This window comes from Kurthia sp. Dielmo (assembly GCF_000307285.2).
Taxonomy (GTDB): Bacteria; Bacillota; Bacilli; order Bacillales_A; family Planococcaceae; genus Kurthia; species Kurthia populi.
Genome location: NZ_HE578958.1, coordinates 234,572 through 254,973, shown reverse-complemented (window position 1 = coordinate 254,973; position 20,402 = coordinate 234,572). Strand labels below are relative to the sequence as shown.

22 protein-coding genes are annotated in these 20,402 nt (G+C 35.8%); 11 read left to right on the top strand and 11 right to left on the bottom strand.

From position 1 onward, the window contains the following. Nucleotides 1-2: 2 nt before the first annotated feature. From KTHG_RS09855 to KTHG_RS09830, 6 genes are all read right to left on the bottom strand, one after another. The gene (locus KTHG_RS09855) at nt 3-1,418 is read right to left on the bottom strand and encodes a phospholipase D-like domain-containing protein (RefSeq protein WP_139993201.1); all 1,416 of its coding nucleotides are present in this window, start codon (nt 1,416-1,418) and stop codon (nt 3-5) included. Between the two features lie 151 nt (nt 1,419-1,569). After that, nucleotides 1,570-2,073: an SH3 domain-containing protein gene (locus tag KTHG_RS09850; RefSeq protein WP_139993199.1), complete on the bottom strand. Its 504-nt coding sequence runs from the start codon at nt 2,071-2,073 to the stop codon at nt 1,570-1,572. Nucleotides 2,074-2,276: 203 nt separating this feature from the next. Then, nucleotides 2,277-2,816 carry a DUF1697 domain-containing protein gene (locus tag KTHG_RS09845; protein ID WP_186439551.1) on the bottom strand — a complete coding sequence of 180 codons (540 nt, stop codon included), beginning with the start codon at nt 2,814-2,816 and terminating at the stop codon, nt 2,277-2,279. Between the two features lie 50 nt (nt 2,817-2,866). Next, nucleotides 2,867-3,148, bottom strand: coding sequence for a GNAT family N-acetyltransferase (locus tag KTHG_RS09840; protein ID WP_139993195.1), 282 nt, complete (start codon nt 3,146-3,148; stop codon nt 2,867-2,869). After that, nucleotides 3,149-3,391, bottom strand: coding sequence for a (4Fe-4S)-binding protein (locus KTHG_RS09835; RefSeq protein ID WP_139993193.1), 243 nt, complete (start codon nt 3,389-3,391; stop codon nt 3,149-3,151). 77 nt (nt 3,392-3,468) lie between these two features. Beyond that, entirely contained in the window at nt 3,469-3,741 is a 273-nt protein-coding gene (locus tag KTHG_RS09830; RefSeq protein ID WP_139993191.1) for a GNAT family N-acetyltransferase, read from the bottom strand. 422 nt (nt 3,742-4,163) lie between these two features. Between KTHG_RS09830 and KTHG_RS09825 the strand changes: the two genes are divergently transcribed. The 5 genes from KTHG_RS09825 to KTHG_RS09805 all read left to right on the top strand — a co-directional run bounded on the left by KTHG_RS09825 (nt 4,164) and on the right by KTHG_RS09805 (nt 8,579). Continuing rightward, entirely contained in the window at nt 4,164-5,087 is a 924-nt protein-coding gene (locus KTHG_RS09825) for a DUF4097 family beta strand repeat-containing protein (RefSeq protein WP_186439550.1), read from the top strand. Between the two features lie 95 nt (nt 5,088-5,182). Further along, complete coding sequence (locus tag KTHG_RS09820) at nt 5,183-6,043, top strand: hypothetical protein (RefSeq protein WP_139993187.1); 861 nt, start codon at nt 5,183-5,185, stop codon at nt 6,041-6,043. A 253-nt stretch (nt 6,044-6,296) separates the two neighbouring features. Beyond that, nucleotides 6,297-7,175, top strand: a complete 879-nt coding sequence (locus KTHG_RS09815; protein ID WP_126989704.1) for a hypothetical protein — start codon at nt 6,297-6,299, stop codon at nt 7,173-7,175. 125 nt (nt 7,176-7,300) lie between these two features. Then, nucleotides 7,301-8,155 carry a hypothetical protein gene (locus tag KTHG_RS09810; RefSeq protein WP_139993185.1) on the top strand — a complete coding sequence of 285 codons (855 nt, stop codon included), beginning with the start codon at nt 7,301-7,303 and terminating at the stop codon, nt 8,153-8,155. Between the two features lie 58 nt (nt 8,156-8,213). Continuing rightward, nucleotides 8,214-8,579 carry a GNAT family N-acetyltransferase gene (locus KTHG_RS09805; protein ID WP_139993183.1) on the top strand — a complete coding sequence of 122 codons (366 nt, stop codon included), beginning with the start codon at nt 8,214-8,216 and terminating at the stop codon, nt 8,577-8,579. Nucleotides 8,580-8,655: 76 nt separating this feature from the next. Here KTHG_RS09805 and KTHG_RS09800 read toward each other — a convergent pair whose 3' ends face one another. Next, entirely contained in the window at nt 8,656-9,795 is a 1,140-nt protein-coding gene (locus tag KTHG_RS09800) for a hypothetical protein (RefSeq protein WP_139993181.1), read from the bottom strand. Between the two features lie 306 nt (nt 9,796-10,101). Between KTHG_RS09800 and KTHG_RS09795 the strand changes: the two genes are divergently transcribed. The 4 genes from KTHG_RS09795 (at nt 10,102) to KTHG_RS09780 (ending at nt 12,686) form a co-directional block, all read left to right on the top strand. Then, nucleotides 10,102-10,506 (top strand): hypothetical protein, encoded by a 405-nt coding sequence (locus KTHG_RS09795; protein WP_126989700.1) that lies wholly within the window; start codon nt 10,102-10,104, stop codon nt 10,504-10,506. A 69-nt stretch (nt 10,507-10,575) separates the two neighbouring features. Further along, nucleotides 10,576-11,070, top strand: a complete 495-nt coding sequence (locus KTHG_RS09790) for an NUDIX hydrolase (protein ID WP_139993179.1) — start codon at nt 10,576-10,578, stop codon at nt 11,068-11,070. After that, nucleotides 11,060-11,809, top strand: a complete 750-nt coding sequence (locus tag KTHG_RS09785) for a GNAT family N-acetyltransferase (RefSeq protein ID WP_139993177.1) — start codon at nt 11,060-11,062, stop codon at nt 11,807-11,809. Before KTHG_RS09790 ends, KTHG_RS09785 begins: the two co-directional genes overlap by 11 nt. Before the next feature lie 88 nt (nt 11,810-11,897). Beyond that, nucleotides 11,898-12,686 (top strand): hypothetical protein, encoded by a 789-nt coding sequence (locus KTHG_RS09780; RefSeq protein ID WP_126989697.1) that lies wholly within the window; start codon nt 11,898-11,900, stop codon nt 12,684-12,686. 139 nt (nt 12,687-12,825) lie between these two features. On the opposite strand, the gene KTHG_RS09775 is transcribed toward KTHG_RS09780, so the two are convergent. The 4 genes from KTHG_RS09775 to KTHG_RS09760 all read right to left on the bottom strand — a co-directional run bounded on the left by KTHG_RS09775 (nt 12,826) and on the right by KTHG_RS09760 (nt 16,978). Further along, entirely contained in the window at nt 12,826-13,374 is a 549-nt protein-coding gene (locus KTHG_RS09775; protein ID WP_139993175.1) for a GNAT family N-acetyltransferase, read from the bottom strand. Between the two features lie 167 nt (nt 13,375-13,541). Next, nucleotides 13,542-14,069: a hypothetical protein gene (locus KTHG_RS09770; RefSeq protein WP_126989695.1), complete on the bottom strand. Its 528-nt coding sequence runs from the start codon at nt 14,067-14,069 to the stop codon at nt 13,542-13,544. 12 nt (nt 14,070-14,081) lie between these two features. Beyond that, entirely contained in the window at nt 14,082-15,272 is a 1,191-nt protein-coding gene (locus KTHG_RS09765; protein WP_139993173.1) for a ParA family protein, read from the bottom strand. A gap of 197 nt (nt 15,273-15,469) precedes the next feature. Then, complete coding sequence (locus tag KTHG_RS09760; RefSeq protein ID WP_186439549.1) at nt 15,470-16,978, bottom strand: primase C-terminal domain-containing protein; 1,509 nt, start codon at nt 16,976-16,978, stop codon at nt 15,470-15,472. A 749-nt stretch (nt 16,979-17,727) separates the two neighbouring features. On the opposite strand from KTHG_RS09760, the gene KTHG_RS09755 reads away from it, so the two are divergent. Together KTHG_RS09755 and KTHG_RS21210 are read left to right on the top strand one after the other, a co-directional pair. Continuing rightward, nucleotides 17,728-19,581, top strand: a complete 1,854-nt coding sequence (locus KTHG_RS09755; protein WP_139993171.1) for an XRE family transcriptional regulator — start codon at nt 17,728-17,730, stop codon at nt 19,579-19,581. 459 nt (nt 19,582-20,040) lie between these two features. Next, complete coding sequence (locus KTHG_RS21210; protein WP_186439548.1) at nt 20,041-20,199, top strand: hypothetical protein; 159 nt, start codon at nt 20,041-20,043, stop codon at nt 20,197-20,199. The last annotated feature ends 203 nt before the right edge of the window (nt 20,200-20,402 follow it).

The window sequence follows — 20,402 nt, the reverse complement described above, 5'->3', positions numbered from 1 at the left end:
GATTAGAATGTCGATAACCCCGTAAATTCTTGAATACGATACATTACGGTTTTCCATAAAGAGCCGTCCGCAAATTCCTCGTAATCAACAGTATATATGCCGTCTTGATTTGTCCACAAACGCTCAAAATAAGCATTCATATCACGCGCTGTCTCTTTTTCTTTTGGCATCGTCATATATAAATCGGTTTCTAAATTATAGTCATCGATATTACGACGTGTAAAGTTGGCCGAGCCACCAATTGCTGTAAATGTATCTGCTTGATTAAGCATTAAAAACTTACTATGATATTGCTCACCATGCGTATCATACCAACGCACTGTAATATTATCTTCTTTCATTAGCTCATGTGCTACAGGTCGATTTGGCACACCATTTTTCTTAATACCAAATGCATCACGGTTCGCATCTAAAATCATTTGGATATTGACACCGCGCTTGGCAGCATCTTTTAATGCATGAATAATCTCACGTTCTGCAATGTAGAAAACACCAATTTTCAAGGTATCTCCTGCCTTTGCCTGCTTAATTGTTTTGGTTAAAGCTTGTTGGATTTTTCCTTCTGTAACTAGCTTCACGTTAATATCTCCTGCTGGCTCATCTGCTACAAATGAAATATTTTTTGGAAGCTTTTTATCTGACATATGCAAGATTGCATTTTCTGATTCATAAATATCTTTCACAATAGCGCCCTTTACAACAAAGCCGATATTCGAGTGAAGGCTACTACCATCATGCGAAACATTCGCCGATATGACCATTGCTTCTTGTTCATTTAAGACAATTTTCCGGTGGTTCGCCTTAAAGTTCACTAAATCTAAATAGGCACCAACAGACATTTTATCACCATCTGGGTTAAATAAATTTGGTAAAAATCCATTTGTTGATACTGGCCACCATTGTAGATAAGAGCGCCACACACTTGAATAAAGCGGATTCGAGTCTCGTAACGGTGTTAAATTTGTTGTTAATACCTCAATATTTTGCGTAGCTAAATCTTTAAAGAATTGTGGATGAATCGAGCCATAGCCAGAATTTACATTGTCTGTAATAATCTGTATCGGCATGTCCGGCTGCTCTTTACGTTTTTCGATAAGCGCTTTTGTTAATTGCTCTGCACGATTATCATACGTCGCTTTTTGATGATTATAATCATCATTATATAAAAATAAATCAATCACTAGAACTTCTTTTGCCTCATCAATTATTTGAAGCGTACGTTCAAAAAGTTGTTGTTCCATTACAGCTTTATCATTTTTTTCATACGTAATATCTGTTAAAAATTCTACATTGTCAACCTGGTGAAACTTCCCATCAACGGACATTCCTTGTGGTAAAGCCTTTTGCGTATGCCAGTTCCACGCGAATAGTGGAATCAATATGAGGATACACAAAATCACCTTCATTCGTTTTTTCATTCTTTTCCCCCTTTGAATCGTCTTTTATAGTATACCATTATTACCAGCTACTAATATTAGTGTTTTATCATAATTAAAAACACCTCTCGTAAAGTAAAAAAACGCAACCAATTTTGCTGCGTCTTGTTTTGCTTACGATTGTATTTTACTATTAGTTAAAATCGTGTTCACCATCTACATATTTAGATGAAACATAACCGACTTTGCCTTTATATAGCACTTGATACCAGTTCGTATAACTATTTGTGATATAAATTTCTTGATTATTTTTATATTTACCGATTACTTTCGCTTTCGTACTTTTCGAAGCACGAACATTTAAGTTGACGCCCTTGCTTGTGTTTGCATACCCTATACCCACAACACCCGGTACATTTTTAACATAGGTTTTGCTTACGTAACGCTTTTTACCTTTATATAGTACTTGATACCAATTTTTACTATAGCTTTTGATCACTTTTACTTCATCATTTAGTTGATATTGTCCAACTACCTTACCTTTCGTGCTTGCACTTGCACGAATGTTTCGCTTAGCACCTTTTTCAAGGTTTGCATATTTCGTTGTTGTTTTAATTGTTGCTGCCTGGGCTGTTGTAGCTGTTACTGCAGAAGTTGCAATGACAGCAGCCATCGTTAATTTACCTAAATTTTTCATGTAATAGTCACCCTTCCATTTTTGGAACTAATTTCATTATATTGTTTAATTATTAATATGACAAACATAAAATTATCATTTTTAGTTAAAATTAAATGTTTTTTAGAAAAATTTTATTTTTGCAATTAAAAAAAATAAGTCTATTGGACTGATTTTAAAAAGTACTCTCTAATTAAAACTGCGCTTCAATAATGTTGTAACAATTAATTTCTTTCAATCAATTCCCGTAACTTCAATGCCGTATTACGATTTCTCACAGTCAAATGGCGATAAATAGCCTGCTTCATTAGTTTAGACCACATCGTTTTACTATAATGAGTTGTAAAGGAACTACTCCAAAAAATGGCATTACCACAAACTTTGCAGTGCTCATATTCTGAATTAATTTGCGCGGTTAAAGCACGTAAATCCTCCGCTGTATAAGGCGCTAGTACAAAAGCAAGATTATGGCGCCATTCTTCATTTTCACCCCACCAGGAAGGGGCCAATTCGAGCATTTTTTTATACTGCACTGTATCAAGTAGCACAAAATCGAGTTCAAAAAAATGCGACCTGAAAAGTGACTGTAGCGCATCGATACAAGCCTGCTTTTCAAGTGCTGATGATATTAAAAGATTGCCACTGTTAATATAGCTTGAAACATTTTCAAAGCCTTGTATAATAAACTGCTCCTTTAATTCCGTCATACTAATTTTTCTGTTTCCCCCTACATTAACACCCCGCAATAACAAAATATAATCCACACAGATTCCTCCTAAAAAAAATAGGAACCCGTTAGGATTCCTATTTTTCACTATGATTTTTTATACCACACATCTGCATATTGCTCATTTTCCATAAAACGTTTTTTAGCATATGGACAAACAGGAACAATTTTCAATCCATCATGACGTGCTTTATCGACTACTTTATCAACTAATTGCTGGGCAACACCTTGTCCTGAAAGTTCTTTTCGAACACCTGTATGAAGAATAACATAATAGTCTTTTCCTGCAGGTCGTGTAAAATCAATCTCAGCTAACTTATTATTTTCTTCTCCTACATAAAAGCGGCCTTGTTCATTAAATGCTACCACTTACGCATCCCCCTTACGAATATAATGCAGTGCACCAGATGGGCATGTGTCAATAACGCGTGCCACTTCATCAGCACTCGCATTATCTGCTAAAATCCACGGTTTTCTTTTTGTATTAAAGACATCTCCATTGCCTTTTACACAGTTTGCAGAATGCTCACAGATCGATGCGTTAAAAAATATATCAATATTCTCGCCTGAATATTTACGATATCCTTTATCCAATAATTGTTGTTCATTCATCATTTTTCCCCCTCTAATAGATTGAATCTCATTTTCGCCAAAAGAAACAATCTTAAATTCCTTTTCTAGCATATCATTTATTTACGCCAAACGTCGGCATATTCTGGATTACGCTCAAATTGTCCTTTCGCAAATGGGCATAGTGGAATAATTGTTTTATGATCTTCTCGTGCCTTATCCACTACAGCTTTTACTAATTGATTCGCCACACCTTGACCACGTAATTTATCATCTACAAATGTATGATCAATAATAAAAAATTCATCATTTGGCTGTGTAAATGTAATCTCAGCTAAGGTTTCACCTTGATCCTCTACGAAAAATCGTCCTTCTTCTTTTGAAAAATTCATATTCATTCCCCTTTCAAGTCGAATCTGCACACTATTAGCCCCATACAAATTCATGTACATTTTTAAATTACCCGCTTTACAAACAATTTATGCGTGAAACGATTTTATTCCTTTGCCTATATATATAGGAAGAAGTGTCAAAACAAAAATTAACGATAAAAATGGTACAGCATATATCTTCGCAAAATATGTCGACTAGATTATACCATAATAGTAAATAGGATGATAGGACATACGTGTAAAAACAACCGCTCATGGGAGTATAAGAAAAAACAAAATCACGCTGTGGCGCGGTTCCAGTTTTTCGTTGCGAACGGTTAAAAGGGAAATGACGTATTTTGTCCAAGTCCTCATTTTTTGTGAATTTGCAATATTCTTTATATTTACATACACTGAAAGAAATGGTAAAGGACGTGATAACTTTGCGAAAAACATTGGGGCTTAGTATGGGGGCTATTATTTTACTCGTAATGATTGGTATTTATGCTTTTACATTCTTTAATAAGAGCCAATCTGTCGCACTTTCAGATGCAGTGCTTCACACGATTCAACTAAATGTATCGAGTGCAGATATTTTTGTCGAGCAAACTTCTTCGGATTCCATCGAAGTAAAAACCACGGAGACAAGAACCTCAAAATTTGATATTCGTGAAAAATCGAATGGCCAGTTAGCCATCCAACAAAATACAAAGGGTTTTCTATCATGGCTGTCCTTTGGTAGCAAACCTGAAGTGCATATTAGCTTACCAGCTACACAATACGACAAACTAAAAATTCATGCATTAAGTGGGGATATTAAACTGAAAGATATTGCTGTAACATCCGTGCAAATTGAAGCATCAAGTGGCGATATTAAAGCAGATGATTTAAAAGCAGAAATCTATGATTTGAGAACTACTAGTGGCGACATGGAGCTTGGTCAACTAGGTAGTGACGCAAAAGAAGTTTTCATCCGTTCTTCAAGCGGCGATATTTTGGTTAAGACATTAACGACTAACACCTTACTTGCTGAAAGCACAAGCGGGGATGTATCATTTGATACTATCAAACTTGGACGTGGAAAAAGTACCGTGACGGCTACAAGTGGGGATATTCATATCACGCCGATTTTCAGTGAGGATACTTCTCTTTCTATTCATTCTTCAAGCGGCGACCAAATACTCACTAACAAAAATGACAATCAATTTTCATTTACAATCCGCACATCAAGTGGCGATATTCACGTACCATCTAACTATACATTAACAACAGAAAAAGATAATGAAGTCGCTGGCACAACAGCGACTACTTCCTCAAATACACTGACGATGGAAGCAAGCAGTGGCGACGTGAAAATTAAAGATTAAAAAAGATGATGCGCAGGCATCGTCTTTTTAGTTTCATTTATAGAACCTATCACCAACCCTGGTATACTAGCTATGAGCGAAAAAGGAGGAATACGATGTGGCATAAAACAACAACCCATAAACAACTAGACATTAATGGCATGACATATAATGTTACACAAATCGAGGCTAGCGAATCATTCACCGTTCAAAATAAAAAAATTACGAAAGGAACACTTGGTGGTTTTATTAATGATGCCAGTAAATTAAGCCCAACATTTTTTTGTGATGAAGCGACAATTATCGTCGATAGTGAGATTCAAGGCTCTATGTACGTGCAACAAAGTATGCTCATATCCAGTCATATCCAAACAGATGGTTTACTGACAAAAACGCAGCTTTCATTTTGTACACTCAAATCGGACTACGTATCAATTGAAGCTACGACACGGCTACAATTACTCGCACTCCGCACAACGGGCGAAGCATTTCGATTAAAAAGTAATGGTCAACTAAACGATTGTGCATTTCATGGTGACGTCGATATTCAGACAACAACGATCACATTGGCCTCTATGGAATGGTCTGGGAAAAAATTTGTCGCAACTGGCACACTTCATATCCAACAAAGTGATTTAGCAACTGTTTACTGGACAAGTCATGACACCACCATAAAACGTTGCTCGGCACAACTACATACATTGTCATTAAACGTAGGAACATTTATAAATTGTGCATGCCAAGGCATTAGTTTTAACCTACAGTCTGCAACATGGCATGACTGTGACATGTCGATACAGTCACTTCAACTGACAATGAGTGAACTAGATAATGTCACTATTTTTTCACCACTTGGTCAGCTTTTAATAAGCGCACCTTTCATTTCTGGGGAATCTTTTTCACTTCATTTCGAAAAAATAAACAAGCAGCTGAGCAGTGACAGCCCACTTTTATTATCAAAAGATTTTTTAATATAAACTTTTAAATAAAAGGTTTTTATACAATTATTATTTTATCTATTTATACGTATATAATCGCCAATTACCTAAAAAAATCGTATTCGATTCCGTATAATTTACTGTTTTCTTTTGATTTCGTTTACGATAGAATGCACAGGGAATGAGTATCCTGTAGGTGTGGTTCCCTTTTGCGCAATGTTTACTTTCTTCAATGCCTCTTAGCATATTGAGGCATACATGCTATACTAACGAGCAGAGGAGCTGAATTCTTATGAAAAAAATAATTCTTTATGGTTTTGCACTACTTCTATTTTTCGCACTTCCTACACTAGACGCAAATGCGGCAGCAAGCACAGCAAAAGGTGACGCAGCACTTGCACAATTAAAACAACGTCATGGTCAATTTGTAAACATTGTTCCTTCGCATGTAGCTGATACAGAATCTGAGAAAATCATTATTAAATATCGCGTAAAAAATGGTCAAATTTATGCGCCCCATGCAGGAAATACAGCGACCTATAAAAAAATTGCACAAGATGGTAATTTACACAAACGTCTATGGGAAAAATTTATTGTAACGGTCCCTGCTAGTAAACGTCAGCAAGTAACAAACTTTACGGTTTTCACAGATGGTCATAATAATGACCAGGCATTTGTGCAACCAAATGATAGCACATGGAAAACATGGACACTTGCAGTCGATTACAAAGATGCACTTGATCAACCGAATAATTTCTTCGCAACACTTGTCCATGAATCAGCACATCTTGTGTCACTAAATAAAAAGCAAACAAATAATGCAGGGGCGAATTGTAAAAACTTCACATCAAATGGTGTTTGTATGAACAAAGATTCGCATTTAAATCGTTTCTATCAATTATTCTGGCAAGGACCGATTCATAATGATTGGGTAAAAACAGGTAAACAAGCGAATCAATTATATTTAAAATACCCTTCATCATTTGTAGACCAATATGCAGCTGCTTCTCCTGAGGAAGACTTTGCAGAATCATTTATGTACTTTGTGTTCAGTGAACGCCCAACAACAGCAAAAACGCGTGCTGAGCAAAAAATTGCATTCTTCTATAAATATGATTCGATGATTCATTTCCGAAATGCCATCTTAACAAGATTAAATAGCTATTATTAAAAAACACAGACCATCTCACAAAAAGATGGTCTTTTTATATAAATTTATATTTACATAATTGTATAATTCATTGATTTGGAGGGATTAAACTGCTTAGATTTATTTTTTTCATTTTATTATTGGGGTTGATTTGCTTTATACCCCGTACAGAAATTGCACCGAATCCTGCACACGGTGATGCAGCATTAAAGAAGATAAATGACCGGCATGGTGGTACGATGTTTAGCTCGAAAGAATATCCGTATTACGATAGAGAGGATTTCAGTTCTTTAAAAATCTATACTGTCAAAGATCATACACAGCTCATTCATCCTGAAAATGGGCTCGGTTCAAAACAGCATCCGAAACTCACAAAAAAAGTAGTCACGCATGAAAAATTGTGGCAGCGCTTCAAAGCGGTAATCCCTGAACGTATTCGTGAAGATGTGAAAGAATTTGAAATATTCACTGATGGCCATGGTGAGTATTATGGTTCTGTATCCCCGCTTAATTTCATTCAAACACAATGGCGTTTATCCTTTGATATACAGGACTTCACCTATGATAAAAAATTGTCCTATAAAGTTATCGTACATGAAGCGGCTCATTTGATTGGTTTTGATGATAGCCAACACAATAATACCGCAAAGAGTTATTGTACCAACTATCAAATTTTAGAGCGCTGCGCGAATGATGAAGCGTACACGCAATTATTTTATAAGCAATTTTGGACGAAAGAAATGGTCGAGGAATCCTATACATACGCTTACGATTCCGTAGAAAACCGTAGCTATGCATCGACCAAAAATTTTGTTACACCTTATGCAATGAACAATGTGGATGAGGACTTCGCAGAATCATTTAGCTATTTCATTTTTAGTAAGCGCCCTACTGATCTCAAAAAAATAAAGCATCAAAAAATCGAGTTCTTCTATCAATTTGAAGAGCTTATCAAATTACGCAATGAACTATTACACAATATCGAGAGGGATTACCGATGATTAAACAAACAACAAATTATCCATGGGCGCTTTTATTACGCGCAGACCCAGATAAAAAATGATTGAACAGTATATTACTACAAGTAAATGCTTCGTACTCGATCAGCTCGGCGTTATTGTGCTACAACAAGTTACACCAACAATACTTGAAATTAAAAATATTGCGGTGGACGCAGCGCATGAACAAATGGGCTATGGCAAGCAACTGCTACAGTTTGCGATTGATTTTGCAAAAGAGCATCATTATGAACAGCTGGATGTTCGCACAGGCAATTCGAGTATTTCACAATTAGCCTTTTACCAAAAAGCAGGTTTTCGTATCGTTGAAATCATTCCAGATTATTTTACGACACATTATGAAGAACCCATTTATGAGGATGGCATTCCTTGTATAGATCAGCTTAGATTGTCTACAATACTGTAATTTATACAATTATGATTTTATGAAAACATACAAAAAGCAGCAACCCTAACGAAATGGATTGCTGCTTTTTTACATATTAATCTTCTAACACTTTTTCTAACTTCGTATATTGTTCATCTGTTAAATACGGTTTGTATTGTTCTAGCGCTTGTTTTCGTTGTGCTTTAGACATCGATGCTTTTGATGATTTCGCTTGTTTTAATAGCGTTTTGAATTGTTCATCCGTAATCGTCGTGCTACCTGTAGTATCTGTTGTGTCTGTACCTGTCGCCGCACCCATCGCTTCATTCAACTGCTCCTCTGTCGCAAGCTGGTCACTTGTCGGAACAGTTACCTCTTTCACTTTATCAGAAGGCGTTGTTGAAATGGTGAATTTCACCGCATCGATATTGTTTTTTGCAGAAGCAATATCGACATCATATGTTTGCTTCTTTGTTTTTGAATCAATAACTGTTTGAATATTGACCTTATCTAGCTCTTTTAGCATATCCCCAATATTCACCTTAAACTGCTCATAATCCGGATTATCCTTCGCTAATTTTGCTTGAATATCATCAAGCTTCGCGATATCGTCTTTATTCATTGTAAATGACAACTTGCCATCTTTTTCTTCAAAGCGTTTATCATCCACATCGTCTTTTAAATACTTAATAAACTCTTTTTGTAAATCCTTTTGATATGCAAGTAATTGCTTCATATCTAAATTTTCTACATCTGCAGTGACACTAGAGCCTGTTGTCTCGGCACTATCCTTTGCAAATTGCTGTAAGTCGATATATTTACCATCTAGCTCTTTTAATTTTGATGTATCAACTGCTGCAGAGCTACCACTAAGTGATTGTGTAATATCCATAACAGCTGATAAGAAAGCTGTTGATAAATACATCGCTTTATCGTCACCAATGACGTTAAATGGAATTTCTTGTCCCATCGCATTTACGTTTACATCTACTGCATATTTTGAGTCATCTGGCATTGAATACGAACCGCTAATTTTCATATCATTTAATTGGCTTTTCACCATATTAATCATCGTCGTCGTTTGACTATCGCCACCTGATACAGCGATGTCCTTAAATTTCATATCAAAAGTGCCTGCTTTTGCATCGCCCGCATCTTCCATTGCACCAATGTATTCATCTTTTGGCGATTGTCCACATGCTGCAAGTAATGTCGTTGCTAAGGCAAGACTTGCTAGCTTCCCCATTGTTTTCATTATGCCCAACTCCTTACTATTCTAATAATTTCCTATTCCTATTTTTCTATATTTATAAACGAATTTTCACTAAAATAAGTCCAAGGGTGAGCGTTTTAGCTTATATGATGAATCGATATCCTTAAATTCATTATAAGTAAAAAGTATTTTTTTCCTTATTCCTTTGGTTTACTATGTTTGTATAACGGCTATATATAAAGTTGTGTTGCACAACAGATATCGAAATTATCTGACTATATCTTTATGATTGTTTAATTATTTCGGAAAATGGTAATATATATGTAGTAATGAAAGAGGGCGATTTTTTTGAAACGTATTATTCGACATGCAACATTAGATGACGCAGATCAGATTGCGGCGATTCATACCGTTTGTAAAGCTGATTTGACGAAGCCGATTACGAATCAAAACAGCCAACGTTCTAACACTGTCGGGACGGGCGGTACACCTATTCGCTTTGAATATGATATCGCATTATGGAAAATTTATTTACAGGACCCTGCATATAAAGTAATGGTCCTACAAGACCGTATTATTATCGGCTTCATTGTAGCACATCAACCTGCACATACGGATTCATGGCTTATTGCAGATGCTGTTGTATTACAGGAGTATGCAAAACCACATGATCGAGAGATGTTGTATGAATCATTAATGAAGGAAATTTATCCTGCCGTTAATCATCCTCCGCAATTAGTGGAGTCATTATAAGAAGTACGAAAAGAACTGCCTCGTTGCGGTTCTTTTTTATGTTATATTTTAACTATTAGGAGGGATTTCATGGAAAAATATTGCTGTTTTACAGAGGGTTCAAATTGGTTCCGTTACCGCGCAGCCGCGATTATTATCGAGGAGGGCTGTGTATTAGTAGCCGGCAATGAAGTGGCTAATTATTATTATTCTATTGGTGGTGGCGTTCAGCTTGGTGAGACCGCAGAACAGGCTGTTGTACGTGAAGTATTTGAGGAAACGGGTGTCCATTATGACATTGATCGACTTGCTTTTATTCACGAAAACTTCTTTCCTGGCGATGGCTCGATCGAAGGATTTTCATGTCATGAAATTGCCTTCTACTTTTTAATGAAACCTCGTGGTAAAAAACAAGTGAATAGCACTGGTTACTGCACCGAAGGGAAGGAAGAAGTCTATTGGATTCCAATTGATGAACTAGCCAAGCATGCTGTTTTCCCAACGTTTTACGCAGAGAAGCTACGTAATTTACCACAAGTAGTAGAACATATTGTAACGAAAGAGGTGGATACAATTGAATTTTAAAGATACATATATAGATGCACCTCTGTATGAGGAGGATTCTATTATAAAGCATTATTATGATGCTGAAATGCCATCTCGCTATAACAGTAATTTTATGCTCTTTAAGCACATGCCAACGCTAGCAGAGTTTCAATATTACGAACAAAAACAACTTGATTTTCATCAGACACATCAGATGAAGCATCGCCGTTTTCTGTTTCCGGAAAATCAGCAACTTCCAACTGCATTGCTCGCCTATATTGAAGCACAACACTATGTCGTTGGCTCACTTGAATTATATGCGATGTTGCCGATTGAATTTAATGGCTCCTCCTTTAATGAGGAGGTAGTTGTCCAGTATGTAGATGACGCATTGTTTCCTTCTTTTTTGACGTTCCAATATATGGTTGACCTCACATATGGCGAAATTTTTGCCACAGAGAAGCAGCATCTACTCAAAAAACAATTTAACGACTCATCAATTCAATTTGTTGTTGCTTTACTTGATGGACAAATTGTTGGTTCATTACTATTATTTTTAACAGCTGATACGGTAGAGCTAGATAGCTTCGTTATCATCGATTCCTTACAACGACGTGGAATTGGCTCAACCATGCAGCAATTTGTTATGAACCAGCATACAGAGCAAACAATTTTACTTGTGGCAGATGGCGAAGATACGCCGCGCAAAATGTACGCTAAACAAGGCTATCATTACTGTAGTGCCTGGCATGAAATTGTCTTTGTACCAAAAGAATAATAGTTGAGACTTTACTTTCATTTTCATAAGTCTCTATAATGAGCATAGTCAATACTTTGTCACATTTTAAAATTGAAGGTGTGTAATTATGATTCTAACTGAAACAATGCTCAAAGACGTATCATCAAAATTTCGCGCTGCGCATTATCATGAGGCTCTCCTGTTAATTGACGATTATTTGTTATTAGCACAGCAGTCAGAGGATGTCGATGCGCAGTGCTACCTTTACTATATTGCCTTAAATATCGATGCAAACTTAGCCAATGATGATAATTTACAACGCCGTTTTGCACTTTACGAACGGCTGATTCAACAAAGTCCAAGTGTGCTTGAGCGATTGAAATTTATTCATGTGGCAGCATTGATGCAAATGAAAATTCACCAAGACTATGAACAAGCGAAAAAAACGCTACTACGCTTATTAGCACAAATGGAAGAACATGATTTTGAGCAACAGTATCCGAATATTTATATTTCAATCTACGCACATTTAATGGAATGCTTTATGCACCTAGAAGAAGTGAATCATGTTTTGAAATACTACAATATTATCGACCGCATTTATGTGCAAAAATTACTTCATTTAGATGCAACAACGTATTTTGCGCTTCATAGCGTGTTAGCACAAAGCTATATTGAACAAAAGCAATTAATAACAGCTGAAATGATTATTGAGGACTGTTTATCATTGCCCCAAATTGAACAAAATTTAAAATCGAAAGGCACATTTTTAATTTTAAATTCTGCTCTTTATGCGCTGCGCAATGATTTTAAAACTTCTAACAAGCTGTATGAAGAGGCCATGCTACTCGTTTCACCAAATGTCAGCCGGCATATTTTAAATGAATTATCGACAATATTCATTCATTATTTATAATTGTATAATTTGATAAAAGTAAAAACTAAATTTCGACATATAAAACCCCCTTCAAAGCCTCTTTAAGAGGTTTTAAAGGGGGTTTTATGTTTTTTTCATAAATGAAAGAAAAAACGTTTAAATTGTATTTAAATACCTTTTAAAACGACGATTCATTGAACTTCGCATAAAGCGTTACATCATGAAAGATGCCATTTAAATAAAAATGACGCTTTAAAATGCCCTCAATGTTCATATTTAGTTTCTGCAATACACGATGGGTTGGATAATGTTCAATAAAACATTTCGCTAGTAATTTATTAAGTCCAAGCTTATCAAATACGAAGTCAATGACACATGCCACGGCCTCCGTTGAAAAACCCTGCCCCCAATAATCCTCTGCCAATAAAAAACTAATCTGAGCATGCCGATGAATTTGACTCACATTACTTAGATGAATACTGCCAATTAATGTATTGTTTGGCTGTAAATAAATACCCCATAAATAGACTTGTTTATCGTTCTTTAACATGTCTGTAATATACTCAACTGTATCTTGAATTAAATAATGTTCCCCTAAAGGGATAGATGCATTTGTAGCTGAAGAAGCATGATAATGAATACATTGCTGCTCTTCTAGTGTCATTGGTTTAACAACTAAACGCGGTGTTTGAAAAGTAAGGCAATCCTGTGAAATCGCTCGCATCATTTTAAGACCCCTCCTCTAACAAATATGCTTTATATATATTCATTATAAGTTAATTAGTCTAAATATACTACTTATTATTTTTCGTTTTTTATACTTTATACTTATTATTGTGAAATAAACGTAAAAAAACACTTTCAAAGAAACATCTCTTTGAAAGTGTTTTTTTATTAATCCATTGTCATAAAACGGTCAACATATTCTGTAAACTGACTTGCACCTTGGTGATCACGATAAACATCGACCATCATTTGTGATAATTCACGAATCGTTAGCTTATGCACACGTGCATTGTGACGGATCATGCGATAAATATTTGGATAAATGTGTATCGCACGCGATGTTGTCGTTGCTTTTGCAATATCTTCTGCATGAGGACGATATTTTTCAATAAGCTCCTCTGATTGATGATCCTCAAAAAATAAGGCTAAGACCGCGACCATCATATTAAATTTTACATCATGGTCTTCTGCAATTTCTGCGATTTCATCTTTCGTATCAGGAGACACGCCAATTGGGCGACGTACATCTGATGTATAACGTGGGCGTTCTGCATGATAATTTAAATTTGGAATTTCACGCTTTGACATTTTTTTCGTTAATGTATTTTGTGTTGAAGAAACCTCATCATCTTTTTTAGCCTGAGGTTTTACTTTCTTAATATTCAATGACGTGTTGGGTTTTAACCAATCGGCCATGAATGCCACCTCCTAAACAATCTCTAACGCTTTACGATGCTTACGAATTAAACGCTGCATCGCGCTAATACTATATGCTGTAGGCTCTTTTGCAAGCCATTTCTCTAACTGAATGAATTGTTGCTCAAATAACGCCTCATTGTCTTTAGAGCCTGTAAATAGACGAATCATATGCGTTTGTAATGTTTTACGCGGATCACTTGATTTATAACCTCGTAAACGGAGGGATTCGATATTTTGTAATCCCTTACCTTCAATGGCTTCTTTCAAGCGGAATAACTGTTCATCTGTAAAATATTCTTGTAATGGCATTAAAATTTCCTGTGTTGCGACACGTACTGTATCTTCAGGTAATGCCTGCATACGAATTAATAATTCCTGTGTAACCTCTTCAAACATTTGTAAGAAGTCATGATTCTCCTCAGTATCTTCAAAGAATAATGATGGCATGCGTTCATGTTCACGAACGACATCTGCACGACGAATTTTTGAGTCAAAAATTAGATCCCCAAAGAAATCCTGTGCAGCATCGGCTACATATTTTTCTTCTTGTAGATTTTGTGTAACAAAATACATGACGACACCTAAATTTTGTGCAACATCATAGTCTTGTAAAAATTGCTGTGCACGTACACTATGTTCATTACACATATCAAAGAAGGGTTGTAGCTTGCGGAATGCTTTTTTCTCTGTCGACATAATCCCTACATAAAAATCTGATGCGATAATAACATTTGTTACAAGATGTCCTGCACTTGGTGGAATATCAAATAAAATGAAATCATAATCATCCTCAATCGTTTCAAGGACATTACGAATATAGGTTGTACCCTGAATTGATTCTGTTGTTTTCATCCGAGAAAGGAATGTTGAAAATTCTTCTAACAATGAATTAGCTGGAATAAACGATAATGAATCCGTCACTGGAACAATTGCTTTATGAATTGCTTCAGGATTATTGTTCTTTGCATAATCTTGAATGGCATCATAAATTGTAAACATAGAGCCATGCTGTCCTTGCTCCATACCTAAATCAATATTGAAATAATCACAGAAGAAGTCCGTAGAATCCCCCTGATGGTCACAATCAATAACAAGAACACGTTGATTATATTGTGTGGCTAATATATAGGCTGTCATATCAGTAATTGTTGTTTTACCAACGCCACCTTTAACATTTCCGAAAAAGAGTTTAATTGCCATAATTGCACCTTCCTATGTACATTTGTATAATTTCTTAACTATTCGTAATTTGTATAAACCTTAATAAAATAAAGCTATACAGCTCATTATAGGACTATACATAGTATACCATGTTTTCAAAAATCAATGTGCTACCAGGTTGAATATAGTTAAACATGTTTCACGTGGAACAAACCAGAGATGACCTTAAAATATGTTTAGGCACTGTGGACCAATAAGTGTTGCCTTCGCCTTCGTTCGATTTGAGATGCTGTTTCGTGAATAAATGACAATAATGGTAGAAGTGCTACTGGTGCGATAATTGTGTAAAGCTGTGCAACTGCAAATGGAATAAATGTTGATGATTTTTTATTGGCGATAAATGATTTTACTAAATAAGATTTGAATAATGTCGTTGTTGAAAATTGTGTAATAGCGCCACGTCCTGCACCAGATACTTTACGAATAATTATTGATGATGCATTTAATAATTTATTTAGTGTACTTTTGGCGATACCTAAAGCCTGACATAATTCACTTTGTGATAATTGAACAAATGGTTCTTCAATTGATGTACGTGCTTCAATAAACGCAATGACATCTGCTTCCCATTCCTCAAGATGTGAACGGACGCGGTCTTTGCGTTCTTTTTTATGCTTGTACCAGCTACCAATAGCTAATTGCGGTAATTCAATTGATGCATCAACATATTCAACGATTAACTGTTCAATATACATCTTTTGCGGCCCATTATATTTACCTGAATAGGCTGAGCGACAAATTGTTCGCACTTCACTATCTTTTAGCGGTGATTGAAGCGTTGAATTCCACTCATCGAGTAAATCATACGTTTTTTCAAATGACCATTGATCGTGATAGCAAGCAAGTGCAAGCGTGAAAATAGCATTGTTTCGACCGAGTTGCCCCTTTTGACCACGAATGTTGTTCGTTTGAATAATTGCTTGGAACCATGGTTGTTCAGTTAAGCGTAAATTATTCACTTTTGGACCACGAATGTAGAGCGGTCGTTCGATATTATCATCTTGGCGTATCGACCAATCAATTAGCGAGGCAATATTATAGACGTGATTCAATTGGCAGAAGCGAATATTTTGTTCGGTTGGCACACGGAAAAAGCCAAAGTCATTACAATATTCATCGGCATCGATGTCACGTAGACTTTGTTTAATATTTTGTGCGATTCGTTTTGCGATATGCAAACTACGTGCTTTATTATCCGTCGATAAGTAAAACGGTGTTTCAAGCATAAAGTACAATTGATAACCGCGTGGTGATTCAATAATTAATGTTGGTAGCCCGATGCTGTTATCCATTGTTGTTAGCAAAATGTCTTCAACAGAATGCTTTTTCGTATCAATATCCACGACAAATGTATTGATTTGCAATAAATGGTCGTCGCTAAAGCCCGTCACATGTGTTCGCGCATGATTTGTATAGCGATAAGACACATAGGGATTCGGTGTAAAGTGCGATAGTGATGCACTATGAACAAGCAATGATTCAATCGATGTTAAAATCATACCCTTTACGCCACCATTTGAAGCAAAATCTTCTTTTTGACGCACCGCAAAAATGCCACCCTGTACAGAATGCTGTTCTGCCTGGTTTGCTAGTTCTTGTAATGAATGCGATGCAGTTGAATTTTTTTGTTTATAACGATGAATAGATACATTAAATAGTTGTTCATAAATCGCTGCCATGTTCATAGTCTTTCACCTCCGATTTCAGTATAATAAATAAAATCGCAGTGAATAATGAATAATCATTTTTGAATAATTCTCTGAGCCTTAGAGCCACAAGGGCTGAAGGTACTTTTTTTTATGGTAAAAAGAGGCCTTATCCGACACTTGTGGGCCACTTTTTGAGTGAATTGAATAATTTCTGTGGATAATTTAACGTTAAAGAACCCTTGATATAATAAAGTTTTTGACTTATCCACAGGAAATCGAGCGACACTTGTGGCGAGCGACACTTGTGGCGAGCGACACTTGTGGGCCAAAAATGAATAATCCAAAACCTTTTGAATAACTGATATGACGCGATTCACATTTTTGAACAATTCAATCGAGCGACACTTGTGGGCCAAAAAAAAATTTGAGCGACACTTGTGGGCCAAAAATGAATGACTGTCGCGGAAATCGAGCGACACTTGTGGGCCGGAAATGAATAATTGAATCATTTTGAGTAGCATTTATGGGCCGAAAATGAATAATCGACAATTCGAGCGACACTTGTGGTTGAAAATTGAATAATTTGGGTTTTTGAGCAACATTCGTGGTTGATTGTTGAATGGTGAATAGAAATCGAGCGACACTTGTGGTTCATAATTGAATAACTGAATTACATTAAAATAACAAAATCGAGCGACATTCGTGGCTGATTTATGAATAATTACATGAATATGAATAATTTGCTATACTACAAGTAACGAAATGATTCAGAAAGGCGGTACATCATGAATTATGAACAGTTGCCACCAACTTTATTAATCAAAAAAGAATGGAAGCCGCTAGCCATTTGTGAAATTGTGCAGCCCTATTTTGTAGCGAGCTATCCAGAACAAGTAATTGAATGGTCCGAAGATGCTTATATGTTAAGCGTGGACGAGGAATATGAATCGTCTGCGAGCTTTAAGAAGCTTTTAAAAGTCATTAATGAGGACTTTTTTGAATTACAGCCCTATAATAAGGCAACTTTGATTGAACGCGTTGAGAAAAATAGTGAATATGTGCGTATGAAAATTGAACCTTTGTTAAAGCAAAGTGATTCAGCGCGACAAAAGCCAGTCAAAAAAGTAGAACCTGTTACGAAAGTGACTGAACCACCAAAAAAAATCAAAAAAGAAACACAAAAGTCGCTCGTTGAATCACAAATTAAAGAAATCTCTGACCCGCTTGTTAAAAAGGCGGTCGAAATGATTCAAAAAGAAGAGATTCCTGCAGATTTAGTACATGTTGAATTAGAGCAACCGATTGAGCGCATTATTGAAAAAGAGCATTTATATTCAAATTCAAGCTCGACATTTCAAATCTTGCGAGATTTAGTAACAAAACCGGATTTCACGAAAAATGAAAATGGTACGTATTCAGAAGATATTCTTGGAATGGATGGTAGTTTACAGGGACAAGCAGAAATTAGAACGAATGAAGAAATTCAGCGCCTCCCTGCTGATACAGTAGAGAAAAAGAAAGTATGGTTCTCACTTATGGAGTCTGCCATTACGTCACTTGATGAATTATCAGCGGATTTATTCGATTTGATTTCATACTTATGGATGGTGAGCTCTAAAAATTCAGAAGGCTATATTCATTTTGAAAGTGATGAGGCTTTGAAATTGAAATATGCGGACCCGTATCGTCAAAATTTCAAAACGCGTGAACGTGAACGTTTTGCTATTATGCAACGCGTAGCCGCATTATCAAGTGTGTGGATTGCCGTTGAAAATGATGATTTCATTATCGTCAATGAGGCGAACCTTGAAGACCGTACAGAATATGATTTGACGAATTTCCAGCCAATGTTCCAAATCGGTTCACTTGAAATGGCGTATGATAAAAAGACTGGTAAGGCAAAAGGGATTTATTCATTAACGATTAAGCCATCGTCATTACTGGCATATTATTTAACCGATAATACGCAAGCATTTGGCTATCTAGATTACAAAGTATTTCAGTACAATTATTATCAAAAACGACCGCATAAGCGCCTTGTTCGCTTTTTGAATTATGAATGGAAAGTACGTACAGAAGATTTATTGGAGCCATTTACGGTAGAAGCCTTAAATCATGCGATGGACTTGAATCCACGCTATACGGGCTCGAAAAATCGTGAAAAGCTTGAAACCGTATTGGATGAATTAATGCAGGATTCGGTTATTAAATCATGGTATTATGAAACACAATTTACTGATGCAGAAATAGCCGACCAGCGTTATTGGTACAAAAATGAATGGCAGAAAGTACAAGTCGTTATTTTACCACCCGATGTCGTTGTAGAGGAAAATCGTAAATTGTTGATTCCTCAAACGATTTCAAATGAAATTTATACAGAGGCTAAGCAAGAAAAAGAACGTCGTACATTATCACCTGAAATGTTAAAAGAAATTAAAGAGGTACGAAATATTCCATTGTCTGTTATTGCGGAAGAAGCGAATGTATCGTATAGTGCCGTGCAACGGTATTTAAAAACGGCGAAGCTGCCGAAGAAAAAAGAAACGGTGCAGCAACTAGAGCAATGGGTGAATGAATGGTATGTCTTAACACAAGAGGCAGAAATCATTGAAGAAATTGAAGTGCTAGAAAATAAATAAAAGTTGAATGCCTGCAGAAGAAAGTATTGCTAAAGGCATTCAACTTTTTTACATTTATCAAATTATACAATTATCAAAAAGACAACGATTAATACTGCGTACTATATAATAGGAAGAAACTCAAAAAAATATAATTGTATAATTCTATATTTTAATGAAAAATTGTTTAGATAAGAGGTGCCTTATGAAGTGTCAAATTTATCAATCATCGCTTAACGAGTGGAAGCCTACGCTATTCATTTAAATAGTAAAGATGCTTATGTCTATGAGTTAGCTTTTCCAGATACAGAGAAATTACCATTTGAAGTAATTGAGGTAGTGATGAAACAGAGTCAGTCATTTCCACTGTATGTTTATCTGGAAACGTCGGAATCATTTGTTGAGCTTTTTGATGACCTGCGACTGCAGTATGACATAACTTATTATAAAAAAACACGAGCTAAAGATCGTTGGAAGATAATGTTTAAAATTAATGATAGTCAACAATTTCAAGGCATGTCACCACTAGTGGAGTTACTTAGTAATATGGAAGATCTCGTATTTTGGTCAACAAATAAACAGCAATTTTTGACGAGGAATCGCTGGCAGGGTTCTGGCGTTCAAGTGAATTTAGAGTAGGGCGAAACGCTTTACTGTTTACCTAATGCGGGAACAGCACTCGCTATTTTTTCAAAAAATACGTCCTTTTCAACGACTGAAAAGGTACGCGCATTGTTGTCTCCAGAAAGGATTATGTGACAAAAATTATACAATTATTAATTTATCATTTTATCAAAATATAAAATGATTGATTTATAAAAAAGCTCCAATGCTTTAAAGCA